Annotated in this window: 13 protein-coding genes and 1 riboswitch; of the genes, 5 read left to right on the plus strand and 8 right to left on the minus strand. The window is 63.2% G+C overall.

What is annotated here, in order from left to right:
- Positions 1-817: 817 nt before the first annotated feature.
- From ACTU46_RS12450 to ACTU46_RS12460, 3 genes are read right to left on the minus strand one after another with little or no spacing between them, the layout of a single operon-like run.
- Positions 818-1,459: a DUF3239 domain-containing protein gene (locus ACTU46_RS12450; RefSeq protein WP_443382151.1), complete on the minus strand. Its 642-nt coding sequence runs from the start codon at positions 1,457-1,459 to the stop codon at positions 818-820.
- Positions 1,459-3,189: a DNA repair helicase XPB gene (locus ACTU46_RS12455; RefSeq protein ID WP_443382153.1), complete on the minus strand. Its 1,731-nt coding sequence runs from the start codon at positions 3,187-3,189 to the stop codon at positions 1,459-1,461. The genes ACTU46_RS12450 and ACTU46_RS12455 overlap by 1 nt, the downstream gene beginning before the upstream one ends.
- A gap of 50 nt (positions 3,190-3,239) precedes the next feature.
- Positions 3,240-5,492 carry a helicase-associated domain-containing protein gene (locus ACTU46_RS12460; RefSeq protein WP_443382155.1) on the minus strand — a complete coding sequence of 751 codons (2,253 nt, stop codon included), beginning with the start codon at positions 5,490-5,492 and terminating at the stop codon, positions 3,240-3,242.
- Positions 5,493-5,556: 64 nt separating this feature from the next.
- On the opposite strand from ACTU46_RS12460, the gene ACTU46_RS12465 reads away from it, so the two are divergent.
- A complete protein-coding gene (locus ACTU46_RS12465; protein WP_443382157.1) occupies positions 5,557-5,751 on the plus strand; it encodes a hypothetical protein in 195 nt (64 codons plus the stop codon).
- Between the two features lie 197 nt (positions 5,752-5,948).
- Here the strand turns inward: ACTU46_RS12465 and ACTU46_RS12470 are convergent, their stop codons facing one another.
- Positions 5,949-6,566, minus strand: coding sequence for a resuscitation-promoting factor Rpf1 domain-containing protein (locus ACTU46_RS12470; RefSeq protein ID WP_443382159.1), 618 nt, complete (start codon positions 6,564-6,566; stop codon positions 5,949-5,951).
- Between the two features lie 7 nt (positions 6,567-6,573).
- Positions 6,574-6,739: riboswitch (cyclic di-AMP (ydaO/yuaA leader) on the minus strand.
- A gap of 396 nt (positions 6,740-7,135) precedes the next feature.
- On the opposite strand from ACTU46_RS12470, the gene ACTU46_RS12475 reads away from it, so the two are divergent.
- Positions 7,136-7,522, plus strand: coding sequence for a cold-shock protein (locus tag ACTU46_RS12475; protein WP_443382161.1), 387 nt, complete (start codon positions 7,136-7,138; stop codon positions 7,520-7,522).
- A gap of 4 nt (positions 7,523-7,526) precedes the next feature.
- Here the strand turns inward: ACTU46_RS12475 and ACTU46_RS12480 are convergent, their stop codons facing one another.
- Positions 7,527-8,105 (minus strand): DUF2771 domain-containing protein, encoded by a 579-nt coding sequence (locus ACTU46_RS12480; protein ID WP_443382163.1) that lies wholly within the window; start codon positions 8,103-8,105, stop codon positions 7,527-7,529.
- Between the two features lie 15 nt (positions 8,106-8,120).
- Positions 8,121-8,921 carry a glutaminyl-peptide cyclotransferase gene (locus ACTU46_RS12485; RefSeq protein WP_443382327.1) on the minus strand — a complete coding sequence of 267 codons (801 nt, stop codon included), beginning with the start codon at positions 8,919-8,921 and terminating at the stop codon, positions 8,121-8,123.
- Positions 8,922-8,934: 13 nt separating this feature from the next.
- On the opposite strand from ACTU46_RS12485, the gene ACTU46_RS12490 reads away from it, so the two are divergent.
- The gene (locus ACTU46_RS12490) at positions 8,935-9,648 is read left to right on the plus strand and encodes a DUF3027 domain-containing protein (protein ID WP_443382328.1); all 714 of its coding nucleotides are present in this window, start codon (positions 8,935-8,937) and stop codon (positions 9,646-9,648) included.
- A 3-nt stretch (positions 9,649-9,651) separates the two neighbouring features.
- Here the strand turns inward: ACTU46_RS12490 and ACTU46_RS12495 are convergent, their stop codons facing one another.
- Positions 9,652-10,353: a hypothetical protein gene (locus tag ACTU46_RS12495; RefSeq protein ID WP_443382165.1), complete on the minus strand. Its 702-nt coding sequence runs from the start codon at positions 10,351-10,353 to the stop codon at positions 9,652-9,654.
- Between the two features lie 147 nt (positions 10,354-10,500).
- Here ACTU46_RS12495 and ACTU46_RS12500 point away from each other — a divergent pair, with 147 nt between their 5' ends.
- Together ACTU46_RS12500 and ACTU46_RS12505 are read left to right on the plus strand one after the other, a co-directional pair.
- Complete coding sequence (locus tag ACTU46_RS12500) at positions 10,501-11,964, plus strand: NCS2 family permease (protein WP_443382167.1); 1,464 nt, start codon at positions 10,501-10,503, stop codon at positions 11,962-11,964.
- A 57-nt stretch (positions 11,965-12,021) separates the two neighbouring features.
- Positions 12,022-12,870 carry a TrmH family RNA methyltransferase gene (locus tag ACTU46_RS12505; RefSeq protein ID WP_443382169.1) on the plus strand — a complete coding sequence of 283 codons (849 nt, stop codon included), beginning with the start codon at positions 12,022-12,024 and terminating at the stop codon, positions 12,868-12,870.
- On the opposite strand, the gene ACTU46_RS12510 is transcribed toward ACTU46_RS12505, so the two are convergent.
- Positions 12,867-13,784 (minus strand): DUF6928 family protein, encoded by a 918-nt coding sequence (locus tag ACTU46_RS12510; RefSeq protein ID WP_443382171.1) that lies wholly within the window; start codon positions 13,782-13,784, stop codon positions 12,867-12,869. The genes ACTU46_RS12505 and ACTU46_RS12510 overlap by 4 nt on opposite strands.
- Between the last annotated feature and the right edge of the window lie 12 nt (positions 13,785-13,796).

Genomic DNA, 13,796 nt, shown 5'->3' on the forward strand with positions numbered 1-13,796 from the left:
GTTGGGGTGGCTGGCCGGGAAACACCGCGGGGTGCCGGCGTCGCTGCAGAAGCCGCCAGCGTCGATAAGCATGGGTGTTGAGGGCCGAGGATGATCAGGGCCGCGGCCAGCGTGTAGGAGCGTTGCTGCGCAACACCGTCAGCGAAGAATACTGGTGGTGATAGTTGTACCAGTCGACAAACCCGCTGATAAACGCCCGGGCAGCCCTCAGAGATCCGAAGCGCTCCGGCAAGCTTGGTGATATCCCAGGCCAACAGCTGTGCCCAAGGAACGCCTCCAGGACCCTCGGACGTGTGCCCCGGCTGCCTGGAAATGCGGGGTACAGTGAGCCACGATCAGCCGAGTTTTCAACCGATCGTGTTGAAGGTTTTTGCGGCGGGGAAGACGGTGGTGGTGCGTTTCTGCATCCCCGGGGGAGCGTCATCACCGCAGGGTGTTCGTGACCGTCACAGCCTTGGGATATTGGACGATGAGTTACTCATAGACTTTAATCAGAGAGCAGAAACAGGGCCTCGGAAAACACCAGCACAGCCTGGGAAAAGACTGATCAAGTGAGATTCGGGGGTCATCGCGGCAAGGGGATGGGCACCCGGACCGCGTTGGCCGTAGGGCTTGAGGGCATGACTTCGGACCCAGGCTCCACAAAACCCAGCAGGGTGGCGGTGTTGGCCTCACAGAGCCGGGATTCACCCCGGCCGGGGCCGTACTGGTCATTTTCGCTTATGCCACGGCTTTCGCGCTTCGAGATAAGCACGGTTTCGGCGAAGAGCCGGTGGCATCTGAGCAGATGGTTGAGCGCCTCCGAGGCTTGAGAATTTTAAAGCACCAGAAAGTTATTCCGGGTTCCCTTGACCTCTTCAAAGCGATTGCGGTTCTTCTCCAGCAGGATCCACTGCTCGTGGGGGACAGACTTGCGGGCCTGGTTGACCACGTCCTCATCCGGGGTTCCCCAGGCGATCGGCATGGGTAGGATCTGCGCCCAGTGATGGGGGTCCTTGGTGGTGCGCTGGCCGTGGACTGCCGCGACGGGGATCTGGGTGCCCAACTTGTTCTGGTGCACACCGGTGCGGTTGATGGTACGCAGTGCCAGTGCCCAACGCGGCGGTAGTTCGGGGTCCACATTGGAGTTGACCAGTGACATGATCACGGCATCCCGAGCGTTGGATTCCGCAATGATGGAGGGGGCCAGTGGGTAGGTATCGTAGATCTGTTGGGGAGAGCCCATTTTCTGGGGGGCTATGAAGGTCACGAGGAGGAAGATCACGGCGAGAACGGCGAAGACGATCGCGGTGATTCCACCCCAGGCAGCACCATCGGCGAGCCACCACATCAGGCCACCGAAGGCGAGCAGCACGAGGGAGAAGATGGTGCCAGAGAGCTTGAAGCGGTTGTTATCGCGCAGCATCTCATTGTTCTTCTTGGCGAATGCCTCATCTACTTCGAACTTGAATACCTTCACTAGAGTTCTTCCTCAGCTGATTCGTTGATGGTTAAAGTGTCCTGTGCCTCCGGAGTCCCCGGAGCCTCATAAACGGCTAGGGTCTCCAGGTCCTCGGCATCGAGGATGCGGTAGGCATAGCCTTGTTCCGCCAGGAAACGCTGGCGGTGGGCGGCGTACTCGGCGTCCAGACTGTCACGGCTGACCACGGAGTAGAAGTGTGCCTCCCCGCCGTCGACCTTGGGACGCAGCAGTCTGCCCAGTCGCTGGGCTTCTTCTTGGCGGGAACCGAAGGTGCCGGAAACCTGGATGGCCACCGCAGCTTCCGGCAGGTCGATGGAGAAGTTCGCCACCTTGCTCACCACCAGCACCGAAAGGTCTCCGGAGCGGAAGCGATCGAAGAGTTCCCCGCGTTTCTTATTCGAGGTCTTTCCCTCGATGATCGGGGCGTCGAAAAGCCTGGAGAGTTCCGCGAGCTGGTCGAGGTAGGCACCGATGATCAGGGTGGGTTGCCCGGCATGGCGGGCCAGCAGCTTCTCTACGACCCGGGTTTTCGAGTCAGCGCAGGCGGCCAAGCGGTAACGGTCGGAGTTTTCTGCGGTGGCGTAGATCATCCGTTCGGTTTCGCTCATCGTGGTCCGCACCTCGATGCACTCGGCGGTGGCGATATAGCCCTGGGATTCGAGATCCTTCCACGGGGCGTCATAGCGTTTCGGTCCGATCAGGGAGAAGACATCGCCCTCCCTGCCATCCTCCCGCACCAGGGTGGCGGTGAGCCCCAGGCGGCGACGGGACTGCAGATCGGAGGTCATCCGGAACACCGGTGCGGGCAGGAGGTGCACTTCGTCATAGATGATCAGCCCCCAGTCCCGGGAGTCAAAGAGTTCCAGGGCGCGGTACTCACCCTTGGTCTTGCGGGTGACCACCTGGTAAGTGGCGATGGTGACCGGGCGGATCTCCTTGCGTTCCCCGGAGTACTCGCCGATTTCCTCGGCGGTCAGCGTGGTGCGCTTGATCAGTTCATCGCGCCACTGCCGGCCAGCCACGGTGTTGGTCACCAGGATCAGGGTGGTGGCTTTGGCACGTGCCATGGAAGCGGCACCGACCATGGTCTTGCCCGCCCCACAGGGGAGCACGACCACCCCGGAGCCGCCTTCCCAGAAGGAGTCGGCGGCATAACGCTGGTAATCGCGCAGCTCCCAGTTCTCATTGGCGGTGGAGAGCTCGATGGGGTGGGCTTCGCCATCGACGTAGCCGGCCAGGTCCTCGGCCGGCCAACCGACCTTGAGCAGTTCCTGCTTCAGTCGGCCGCGTTCAGAGGGGTGCACCACGATGGAGTCCGGATCGACCTGGGCGCCCAACATCGGCTTGATCTTCTTGTGCCGCTGCAGCTCTGCGAGGATGGCCGGCTCAGCCGATTCCAGCAGCAGCCCGTGGGCGGGGTGCTTGTGCAGCCGGACCCGGCCATAGCGCGACATGGTTTCAGCGACGTCGATAAGCAATGCCTGGGGTACCGGGAAGCGCGAGAAGCGCTCCAGGACATCGACGACCTGCTCGGCATCATGCCCGGCGGCACGCGCATTCCACAGCGCCAGCGGGGTGATGCGGTAAGTGTGGACATGCTCGGGAGCACGTTCGAGCTCGGCAAAAGGGGCCAGACCGGCTCGGGCCTCACCGGCCAGGGCATGGTCGATCTCCAGGAGTACGGTTTTATCGGACTGGACGATCAGGGGGCCGTCACCGAAACCCAAAATTCCTCCTCAGAAGAGTGTCAAACCTCCATTATGGCACTGTTTTCCGCTTAGTCCAGAATGACCTCGGTGATCCGGTGCAGGGTGAAGCGGTGCGCCGAACCCGTTGCCGGATCCACGGCATCAACCTGACCGCCGCCGACCTTCAGGGGGCGGACCACGCGGTGCACCGCGGTGCCCTGCTTATCGACGAACCCGAGGGTCACCGTCCGCCCCGCCCGTGCAGCCGACTGCAGCACCGTCAGCGGGTCAGCGGTGGCACGGGTGCCGGTCTGCGCCGAGGCATCCGCGCCCTCGGCCCGCTTGATCGCGGCGACGGCCGCCCGGATACGGGTTTCATCCAGCCCCGGAACCTGCTGGGGACCACGCAATTTCACCGTGACCCGGGCCGCCGGTGGGCGAATGTCCAGGCTGGCACCGGTGGCATCTTCAGCGACCGCGTGAATGCCATACTCCTTTAACGCCGCAATGACGGTGAACAGCGGAGCCTGGGCGATGGCGATGGTCGGGGCGATCAGTCGCAGCGCCACCAGCTCCGCGGCTGGCGTTCCCACCACCTGTACCAGGACTGTCGGATCATCACAGCGCAGGTAACTCATCGCCGGACCACCGCGCAGGGAACCATGACGCCGAGCGACATCTTCAATGAGATAGGTGATCGACTGCGGCACCTCACCTAGGGAATGCGCACTGAGAAAAGACATCAGATCCGTACTGGTACGCCCGGTATCCAAGGCCCGCCGGACCGAGGTCTCGGTGACCCGATAAACACTGGCCAGGCCGGCTGACTCCAATTCCGCCAGCAGATCCAGCTCCTCCTGGAGCTTCCTGGGCAGCGGACCGGGTGCCATGATCGTCATGTCCGCCTGCAGAATCACCCGCTCGACGGTGCCAGGTGTTATCTCCGCGGCGATGGCGGTGAGGTCCTGTTGCTCAGCCAGGGACCGCATCACCGACGTCGCCACATCACCGGCGAGCGCCCCGATCCAGCGGGCCTCCCGGAGGATCTCCGAGACCAGTCCGGTGCTGATCCGCAGTGCCGCGACTGGGGCGGAAAACCGTAGATCCTGCAGCAGTTCTTCCTGAGTGAGAGCCACGCCGATGGCTGGGCGGGTCAGCTGGGCGATGATCAGCCGGCGGGTCTCCGGGAGCTGATCCCGTTGGGACTCCCGGGAGAGCAGGCGGTGGTCCTCCTGCCAGGTCTCCCAGACCGAAGACCACCAACCCTGAAGCAGGGTGGCCCACCGGGAACCGAGATCAGCTTCCAGCCAGGGATCAGCGGCCGGGGTCGGGGCGAGATAGTCCACGCCTTCATCATTCACGGGCACCGGCACCGGCTGGCCACGGCCCAACAGACCGGCGGCCTCTCCCAGACAGACCGCACGTATCAGCTCCTCCTCGCTCAGAGCCAGGTCCTTGGCGAGCCTGGTGGTGGCCCGGAGCCCGACATCGCCCTCTTTGAGCAGTGCCACCGGCTGCGCCCCCAACAGCTCAATGAGCTGATGCAGTTGTCGTGCCACCTCCAGACCAGCGGCCGCGCCAGACTGATCTGCCCGCGTTATCGCCTTGGCATCCGGAGGGCCGGGGGAGAACCTGGGGGAGGGGAGCAGCGGGATCTCCAGATGCTCCTCGCCGCGCATCGCCCGGCGGATGCTCAGGGGCAGGGCGACGGTCTGGACATCGATACGGGTGAGCAGGCCCGAGGCGATCAGCTGCGGGATCGGGCGGGTCGGATCCGCATCAGGGGCGGCGTCCTTGGTCAGGCCGCGACCGCCGGAACTTGCGAGGGTGTCCAGGACCTTGCGTTGGCGGGGCTCGAGGGCAGCAAGCAGTTCACGCACCTGGGTGGCGGGCAGTTGAGCACCCGAGGCCTCGGGCAGCAACTGCCAGTCCGAGGGCAGCGAAGGCATCGCCTCGGGGAGCAGCTGGAGTTCCTCCTCGCCGAAAAGCAGGGCCCGGGCACGGAGCCCGGCGATGGCCTCCTCAATTAACTCTCGCGGGGTATTTCCGGTGCGTTGTTGAATATTGTTCACCACTTCGGGGGCAGTAACCGGGTGGAGCTCAGCCCCTAGGTCTGCCGCCGCCTCCAGCACCGCCAGATGCAGGGCATCGAGGGTGCGCATCGACCGGGATACCGAGGCCCGAAGCCGCAAACGGGCAGCTAGCGGGCTAAAACCTGGCGGAATCGGGAGCACCGCATCTGGGCGTAGCCGCAGGGTTTGCGCCAACTGCTCATCATCCAGCTGGGACAACCACCTCCGGAAATATGCGGTCGAGGGGACCTTCGAGCTGGAATTTTTCATGGTGTGGGGAACTTGAATCCTTCTTAAGTTACTTTTTGGGCGGGTATTTGACAGAATAGGACCTATGGCAAACGTTGAGAAGAAGGGCTACGTCGATCCGGGCTGGCCGAAGCACGTCCCGGGTGGCGGACATGTAGTCACCGAAATTAACTCCCTGCTCGCCGGAGCTTCCAGCCCCTACGGCGATGATGTCGACTTCCCGGTCCCGTACCAGGAAGTCGGCTACATCCACCCCTACACCCGAATCAACCGGGACTAACCCTTTTCAGCAGCAATCCCCGTCACCATCGAGTCCTGCTCGGTGGCGGCGGGGATTTTTGTGCCCCTGCCCCTCGGACAGGAACCTCAGGGGGACCCACAACGGTAACGGGGGCCACCTAGCAAACCATGCTAAAAGCGCCGGATCTGAACCCCTGTGGGTTCAGATCCGGCGCTTCGCAGTGAAGTCTTCCGGGCTTAGGCCAGGACGGTATCGATGACCTCGCGGTTAGCGGTGTAGAAGGCGTTGAAATCACCGCGGTTGGCGGCGTAGTAAGCCTCAACCTGGGAGGGGACGGCCACCCCGTAGGAGGCGAAGGTCTCGCGCAGCAGGCCGTAGACGGCGTCAACTGCGAGGGAATCATCATTGGAGGAAGACTCGATGGCAGCGGCGGTGGCTTCAGCGACAACCTGCTGGACCTGAGCCGGTGCGGCGGCGGAGACGTCCCGCGGGGTCGGGGCGGAGTTCAGGCCCAGACGTGCGGAGCAGGCCGGCCATGCGCCCCAGCCCTGGCCGGCGAGGGTGCGCTCAGCGACAGCGATCTGCTGCTCGCGGGTGGCCTGGTAGGCGTAGGGAGCGAACTCGTTGCCGCCGTAGCCTGACCAGGTTGAGGCGGAGAACTGCAGGCCGCCGTGGTAGCCGTTGCCGGTGTTGATGTTCCAGTCGCCACCGGACTCACACTGTGCCAGGCGATCCCAGTCGGAATCAGGGGCAGCTGCTGCGGTCGGAGCCATGATGGCTGCTGCAGCGCCGAAGGCGGCGGTAGTAGCGGCGATCTTGGTGAAGGTTGCGGACTTGCGGGTGTGACGGGCCATGAAAAAGTTTTCCTCTCATTGTTCGCCTGCGAAGTGAGCTGTCGGGTTCGGGCGTGAGGATGTCTATCCGCCCGGCCGCGGTTGCGGCTTCACCCCAAGGAGGTTTCCCCCCGGTGCGGATTGCTCCGCGGTGGGTTCCCCGCCCCTGTCTGTAATGTCGATGTTTAGTTTCAAGGAACGGCGATTTCGCTGCTCCGACGGGTTATCGTGCACATCTATAAGGGGTTCTTCCGACGCTCAGACAGGGTTCGGCGTTAGCGTCGGTAGATGGTGTCCCCTTTGTGCCTGCGGATCACGATAACGTTTTATAACGTTTGAGTCACGTTAACGGCGCGAGATGACGCTTAATTTCTGAAATCAGGAATAACAATGCAGGTCAGAACGTTACAAACGCGTATGTGAGTTGTATCTCACCTGTAATTTCCGCATGCTTAAGCGGGCATGGGGTGGGGTGTATACTCACATCTTCATGTCATCAATAAAACGCATGCCTTTGCCGGATCCGCGGGATGTGCGTGGGGAGTGAAGTTTCCCCTCCATCAGGATCAACCAGAAAGTGGTGAGCTCAGGTGCCGATTGGCAAGGTCAAGTGGTACGACGTCGATAAGGGCTTTGGTTTCGTGTCGAATCCGGGCGATGAGGATGTCTTCGTCGGGAAGCAGGTGCTGCCGGCGGGGATCACGGAACTTGTGCCCGGTCAGCGTATTGAATTCGATTTCGCAGCGGGGCGTCGTGGTCCCCAGGCGCTGCGGGTCAAGATATTGGATGAGCCGAAGGCCCGTCGCACGCAGCACAAGCACAATCCGGATGAACTACACGGCATGCTCTCCGACATGATCACCCTGCTGGAAGCCAAGGTGCAGCCGGATCTGCGCTCAGGCCGCTACCCGGAGCGCAAGACCAGCCGGCAGATCGCCGAGATCCTGCGCGCGGTGGCACGCGAACTCGATGCTTAAGTAGTTACTGCCCTGATTCGGATTCAGGGGCATCTGAATCAGGGGAAACATCTTCGCCCGCGGTGTTCAATGACCAGACAACGCTGAAGGGGGTTTCCTCGCCGTTGGCATCCTCGCCGATCAACACGGCGGAAACCTCCACCACCACCAGTCGGGGACGCTCGGTGGATTCCTCGGTCACCGGGTCCACTGAGCCGGGGACCTCCACGGTTGTGGCGTCATTGCTGCCGTGCAGGATCTGGTCATTGGCGGCCGGATCATCGTAGATGGTCAGCAGGGACCACTCGCCACGGTGTACGACCTCGGGGATCTCGAGGACCAGGGTCTCATCAGCACCGACGTTCAACGCGGGGATCTCGCCCTCGGGGCACTCCGTGCCGGGCTCACAGGCGAGGTAGGGGAGGAACTCGGTGGTGTTCTCTCCGACCCGGGCGGTCAGCGAGACCTCCGTGGGAGCGGGGCCCGGGCGATTGTTCCACCAGGTCTGCGCCAGGATGGAGGCAACCACCACGATCACCACCGCGATGATCAGTGCGAGAACCCGCAACAGAGACTTCTTCTTGGCTTTTTTAGGACTGACCATGATTCCTTATCCTATTCAGTCCTGTTCGGCGGGGATGAAGCGGACCTCGTAGAGGTCCGGCCAGCGCTTGCCGGCGAGCAGGAAGTTGCCCTCATCCGGCAGCTGGGCGATGCCGTTGAGCACATGATTGGGATCCGAGGCGGCATTGTTCGGTAGGTTGGCGGCGTCAATGACGGCGGTGACCTTGCCGCTCGCGGCGTCGATACGCATGATATCGGTGCTGAGGAAGACATTGGCGTAGACCTGATCCGACACGCATTCAAGCTCATTGAGTCCGCGGACCGGTGTGCCGTTCAAGGTCACCGGGATCTGTTCCCGGACCTCGAAGGTCTCCGGATCCAGGCGGGAGAGCTTATCGGAGCCGTCAGAAAGTAGCAGCTCATCCTGGCGGGAACAGATCCCCCAGCCTTCGCCGGGCAGTTCCACCCGGTCGAGTTCCTCGAGGGTGCGGGCATCGCGTTTGAGCGCCACCCCGTCCTGCCAGGTCAACTGCCAGAGATGATCGCCATCGACCGTGACACCTTCGCCGAAGAAGGCGGGATCGAGATCAGCGGACTGCAGCTCCACCCCATCGAGGGTGCTGCGGTAAATCCGGGACTCGCCGATCTGTCCGGTACCGACCAGCAGATTACCCCCGGCATCGACCTCGAGGCCCTGGGTGAAGCTGCTCTGGTCGAAGGGGTGGACCTGGATGATTTCAGGTTCGAGGTGCTCCACCGGGGGGTCTCCCTGGGCCGCTGAGGTGCAGGAACTGAGCAGCGGGACAAGACAGAGAGTGGAGAGGAATCGCGGCATGTACAGGGCCATGTGCACCATCATGCCGCACAGCATGGATAATGGGGGCGTGTCCCGTCAACGTCAACGAAATTACCGAAGGAATAACATCAACCCGCTTCTCGACGTCCCCGCCGTCGAGGTGGCGAGAAGCGCGCTGGAGGAGCTTGGCGACGGTGAGGTCGGCGAGCACATCGGAGTTTCGATGCAGGGCCACAATGTGGCCACCCACCGCTTCCAGGCTGCTGTTCCCGGCTACCACGGGTGGGAATGGAACGCTGTGCTGGCCTGCGCCGAAGGTTCCCGCCACGTCACCGTCAATGAGGTGGCTCTGGTCCCCGCCCATGAGGCGCTGAAAGCACCCGACTGGGTGCCCTATGAGGAACGTGTCCTTCCGGGCGACCTCGGCCCCGGCGACCTCATGCCACCGCTACCCGGCGATGAGCGCCTCAGTCGCGAGGAGGGCCACTACCGGCTCAGCCCGCATGGCCTGGAGGAAGCCCTCCACCGCTGGCATACCGGGGACTTCGGCCCCACCTCAGAATTCGCCGAGAAGGCGGCCCTGCACTGCCGCAGCTGTGCCTTCTATATCAAGGCCGGGGGCGAGATCGGTGAGAACTTCGGCGTCTGTGCCAATGAGTTCTCCGCCGACGGTCATCTGGTGCACGCCACCTACGGCTGTGGTGCCCACTCTGAAACCCCCAGCGGAGACCGGGGTGAGGAGGAACCGCCGCTCGCCTTCGATGATGAGCTACCCGTCGATTACTAGCCCTTAATTAAAATCCGTGGCCTGTTCCCAGCGCCAGGCCTCCACCGCCAGGTGGGTCGGCGGAATGCGCTGGGGCAGCGGGCGGACCTCGAGGATGGAGCCGTACTCCAACCAACCGCTGACCTTGCGCACCCCACCGACGGCATCAAGCACCCAGACCTCCCCACGCCGCAGCAACGGCATGCTGAAGCCCATCGGGACGTCGATAAGTTGTAGACCCTGGTCGACCAGGTGAGAGACAATATCCTCCAGCATCACCGAGGGTGTGGCCAGTGGGTGCGCGCTGGAATGGACATTCGCGCCCTCCAGCAGCAGGAGCGGTGACGCGATCGCCGAAATCACCTGACCGGACTCATCCAGCAGTAGCGATTCCCCGGCACCCCGCCGGCGGAGTTCAGTGAGCTGACGGGACTGCCAACCGCGGTCCGGACCCGGCAGCGTCGGGTGCGCCCGCTGATCACGGGTACCGGCGGCATCCATGATCAGCTCATCGGAATAATCTTCGACGGGGCGAAACTCAATGGTGAAATTACCGGGACGGGTGGAGACCAGTACCCGGTGAGTACCGGAGTTGGCGCCGGTGAGCGCCGCCCTCAACTGGGCCTCATGCGCCGGCGTGAAACTCCGCCGCATACGCAAGGTCTCCAGGATCGCCCCGAAGTGGGCGACCCTACGGTCGCGGACCATGAAATCGAAGGTAACCATCGCAACTTCCCTTTTGAGCTGGAAACTTCAACGTAGCACTACCTGTGATTTTGCTCAGTTATTACCCGGATCTTTTGAGAATCGGGGGTATGAGTGGGACTCTTGATTGGTGAAACACAACTTCATTGGTGATATGGAGATCTCCGGATGACCCCAAACGTAGATCAGTCAAACAAGACGGAAGCTTCCCGCAGCGCGCTGGACCGGTACTTCCACATTTCTGAACGAGGCTCGACTCTCGGCACGGAAGTTCGTGCCGGAGTCGTGACTTTCTTCGCGATGGCCTACATCGTGATCCTTAACCCACTCATCCTCGGTACCACCGCAGATAGCGCCGGCAACACCTTGGGAATCTCCCAGGTTGCCGCCGCCACTGCGCTGGCCGCGGGTGTCATGACCATCGCCTTCGGTTTGATCGCACGCTATCCCTTCGGCATCGCCGCTGGCCTGGGCCTGAACACCCTCGTCGCGGTGACGCTGGTTGCCGGTGAGGGCCTGACCTGGCCAGAGGCCATGGGCCTCGTGGTCCTGGACGGCATCGTCATCGTGATTCTGGCGGTCTCCGGCTTCCGAACCGCGGTCTTCCGGGCGATTCCTCCCGCGATGAAAGCCTCCATCGGCGTCGGCATCGGCATGTTCATCGCCTTGATCGGCCTGGTCGACGCCGGCTTTGTCACCCGAATTCCAGATGCCGCCATGACCACCGTCCCCGTCCAACTGGGACTCGGCGGTTCCATCAGCTCCTGGCCGACCCTGGTCTTCATCGTCGGCCTGATCATCTGCGGCACCCTGGTGGTCCGCAAGGTTCGCGGTGGTCTCTTCCTTGGCATCCTGGCGACCACCGTCATCGCCATGATCATCGAGGCGATCGTCGGAGCGGGTTCCTCCGCAGAGGGGCCGGGCGGCTGGTCCCTGGCGGTACCCGCCATCCCGAACTCCTTCGGGGGGCTGCCGGATCTGTCCATCGTCGGTGATGTCAATCTCTTCGGTGCCTTCACCCGCATCGGCGTGGTCGCCGCCACCATGCTGGTGTTCACCCTGGTGCTGGCCAACTTCTTCGATGCCATGGGCACCATGACCGCCCTGGGCAAGCAGGGCAACCTGGTCGATGAGAACAATGAACTGCCGGACATGAAGAAGGCCCTGGTTGTCGAGGGCGCCGGTGCCATCATCGGTGGCGCGGCCTCCGCCTCCTCCAACACCGTCTTCGCGGACTCCGCCGCCGGCATCGGCGACGGCGCCCGAACTGGTCTGGCCAATATCGTCACCGGCATTCTCTTCCTGCTGGCCATGTTCCTCACCCCGCTCTACGAGGTCGTCCCGATCGAGGCCGCCGCTCCGGTGCTGGTCATCGTCGGTGCGATGATGATGGGGCAGGTCGCCGATATTGACTTCTCCAAGTTCTACATCGCCCTGCCGGCCTTCCTGACCATCGTCGTCATGCCGATGACCTACTCCATCGCCAACGGCATCGGGGTCGGCTTCATCGCCTTCACCCTGATGACTGTCGCGGCCGGCAAGATCAAGGAAGTCCACTGGATCATGTGGCTGATCTCCGCGCTGTTCGTGGTCTACTTTGCGATGGACCCGATCATGGCTGCCATGGGCTAGTTTTCAGCTGCTGTTTTTAACCCTGTTGTTTTAATCCTGCGTGGTTCCGCCTCTAGCATGAGGGGCGTGATTCGCATCGAAGATTCCACCGACCCCCGCCTGGACGACTTCCGTAACCTCAACCACTCCGATAACCGCCCTGATCTTCCGGGCGGCAAGGGCCTGGTGATCGCGGAGGGCCCCCTGGTGGTGGGTCGGCTTTTCGCATCCCGCTTCCCGGTGCGCTCCCTGGTGGGTTTCCCGGCGAAGCTGGAGACCTTCCTGGCTGATCCCGTCAACCGCGAGCTGGTGGGCGATACCCCGGTCTACGCCGTGGACCGCGCGATCCTGTCCGAGGTCGCTGGCTTTGACATGCACCGTGGTCTGCTCGCCGCCGCCGACCGGGTGGCAGAGAGTACCGTGAGCGAGATCCTCGGGAGCGCGCGCACCGTGGTGGTGCTTGAGGGCGTGGGGGACCACGAGAACATCGGCTCCCTGTTCCGCAACGCCGCCGGCATGGGCATTGATGCCCTGCTCTTCGGTAACGGCTGCGCCGATCCGCTCTACCGGCGCGTGGTGCGGGTATCCATGGGCCACGTGCTGCGGACCCCCTTCGCCCACTTCGGCGGCAGCTACACCACCTGGCAGCGCGAGCTCGAGGAGCTGCGGGAGGCCGGGTTTCGGCTGGTCTCGCTAACCCCGGACGAGGCCGCTGAGCACCTCTCCGACGCGCTTATCGACGACGCGGGCAACCCCTGGGAGAAGGTCGCCCTGCTGGTCGGTGGGGAAGGCCCGGGGCTCACTGAACATGCCATGCGGGCCACCGACATCCGCGCCCGGATCCCGATGGCACAGGACACCGACTCCCTGAATGTGGCTACCTCAGCAGCCATCGCCTTCTACGAGCGGCAGCGCTCGCTGCGTTAGGCTTTGGGATCGGTCTTTTTCGGCCGATCGGTGTGCCGGATCTGCTCCACGAGGACTTCCCGGGCCGAACGCACCCGGCGGAGCAACCCCCGGCCCACCCGCTTGGCTGCGACGGAGGTGGCCCCGGCCAGGCGGGCAAATTCATCCCCGGTCGAGGTGTTCTCCTCGTGATTTTCATAGTCGTCATAATGTCCGCGCCCGGCCCCGATACCCAGCCGTGCGGTAGCTGCCGAGGCGATCTCCCCGACACTGCGACGAAGCTGTGCCGGGTGAGGTTCCACCTTTGGCTCGGGTCGACCATCCACGGCATAGGCCACCACATTGATGTCCGGTCCCTCCGGACTGACATCCACCCCCAGCCAGCTGCGCTGTGCTTCGGCGACGAGGTCCAAGGGTTGGAAGGGCAGATAGATGCCACCGCGTTGCTTGCCGTGTTCACCGGCCCAATAGGGGCTCTCGAAAGGGACCGGTAACCCCAGGTCCTCCAATAGCTGCATTGGGCGGGCACAGAGTGAGCGCTTGAGCTCACCGCGGTGCCAGTGGGCGAAGCCGCCGAACTCGGTACTCGTGTTCTCCGCGAAGGCGTAGATCTCGCGGGCCTTGAGCGATTTCAGTAGCTGCGGGCTGAGCTCTGAGAGCTGCTCCAGGTCCTCGACCACGGTTTGGACGATGGTGACCCCGGGAAATCCAGCGATATAGAACTCGCCCCGGGACGCCGGGGTGGAGCGGTTCAGGGGGAACTGCCCGATCGGGCTGATCGGCCATGCCGGATTGAGCTGGGCCAGGTACTTTCGGCCGAAGCCGCGGTCGGCCCGCGGCTCCGACTCGATGACCGCGGTGGGGGAGTCGGCGGTGATGAACCAGAGGGTCACCACGACACCCCGGGGATCTTCTTCCCGATGCCAGTAGTCCATGTCGGATCTTCC

Origin of the sequence: Corynebacterium sp. A21 (assembly GCF_052266655.1) — a bacterium.
In the GTDB taxonomy this organism is placed as follows: domain Bacteria; phylum Actinomycetota; class Actinomycetes; order Mycobacteriales; family Mycobacteriaceae; genus Corynebacterium.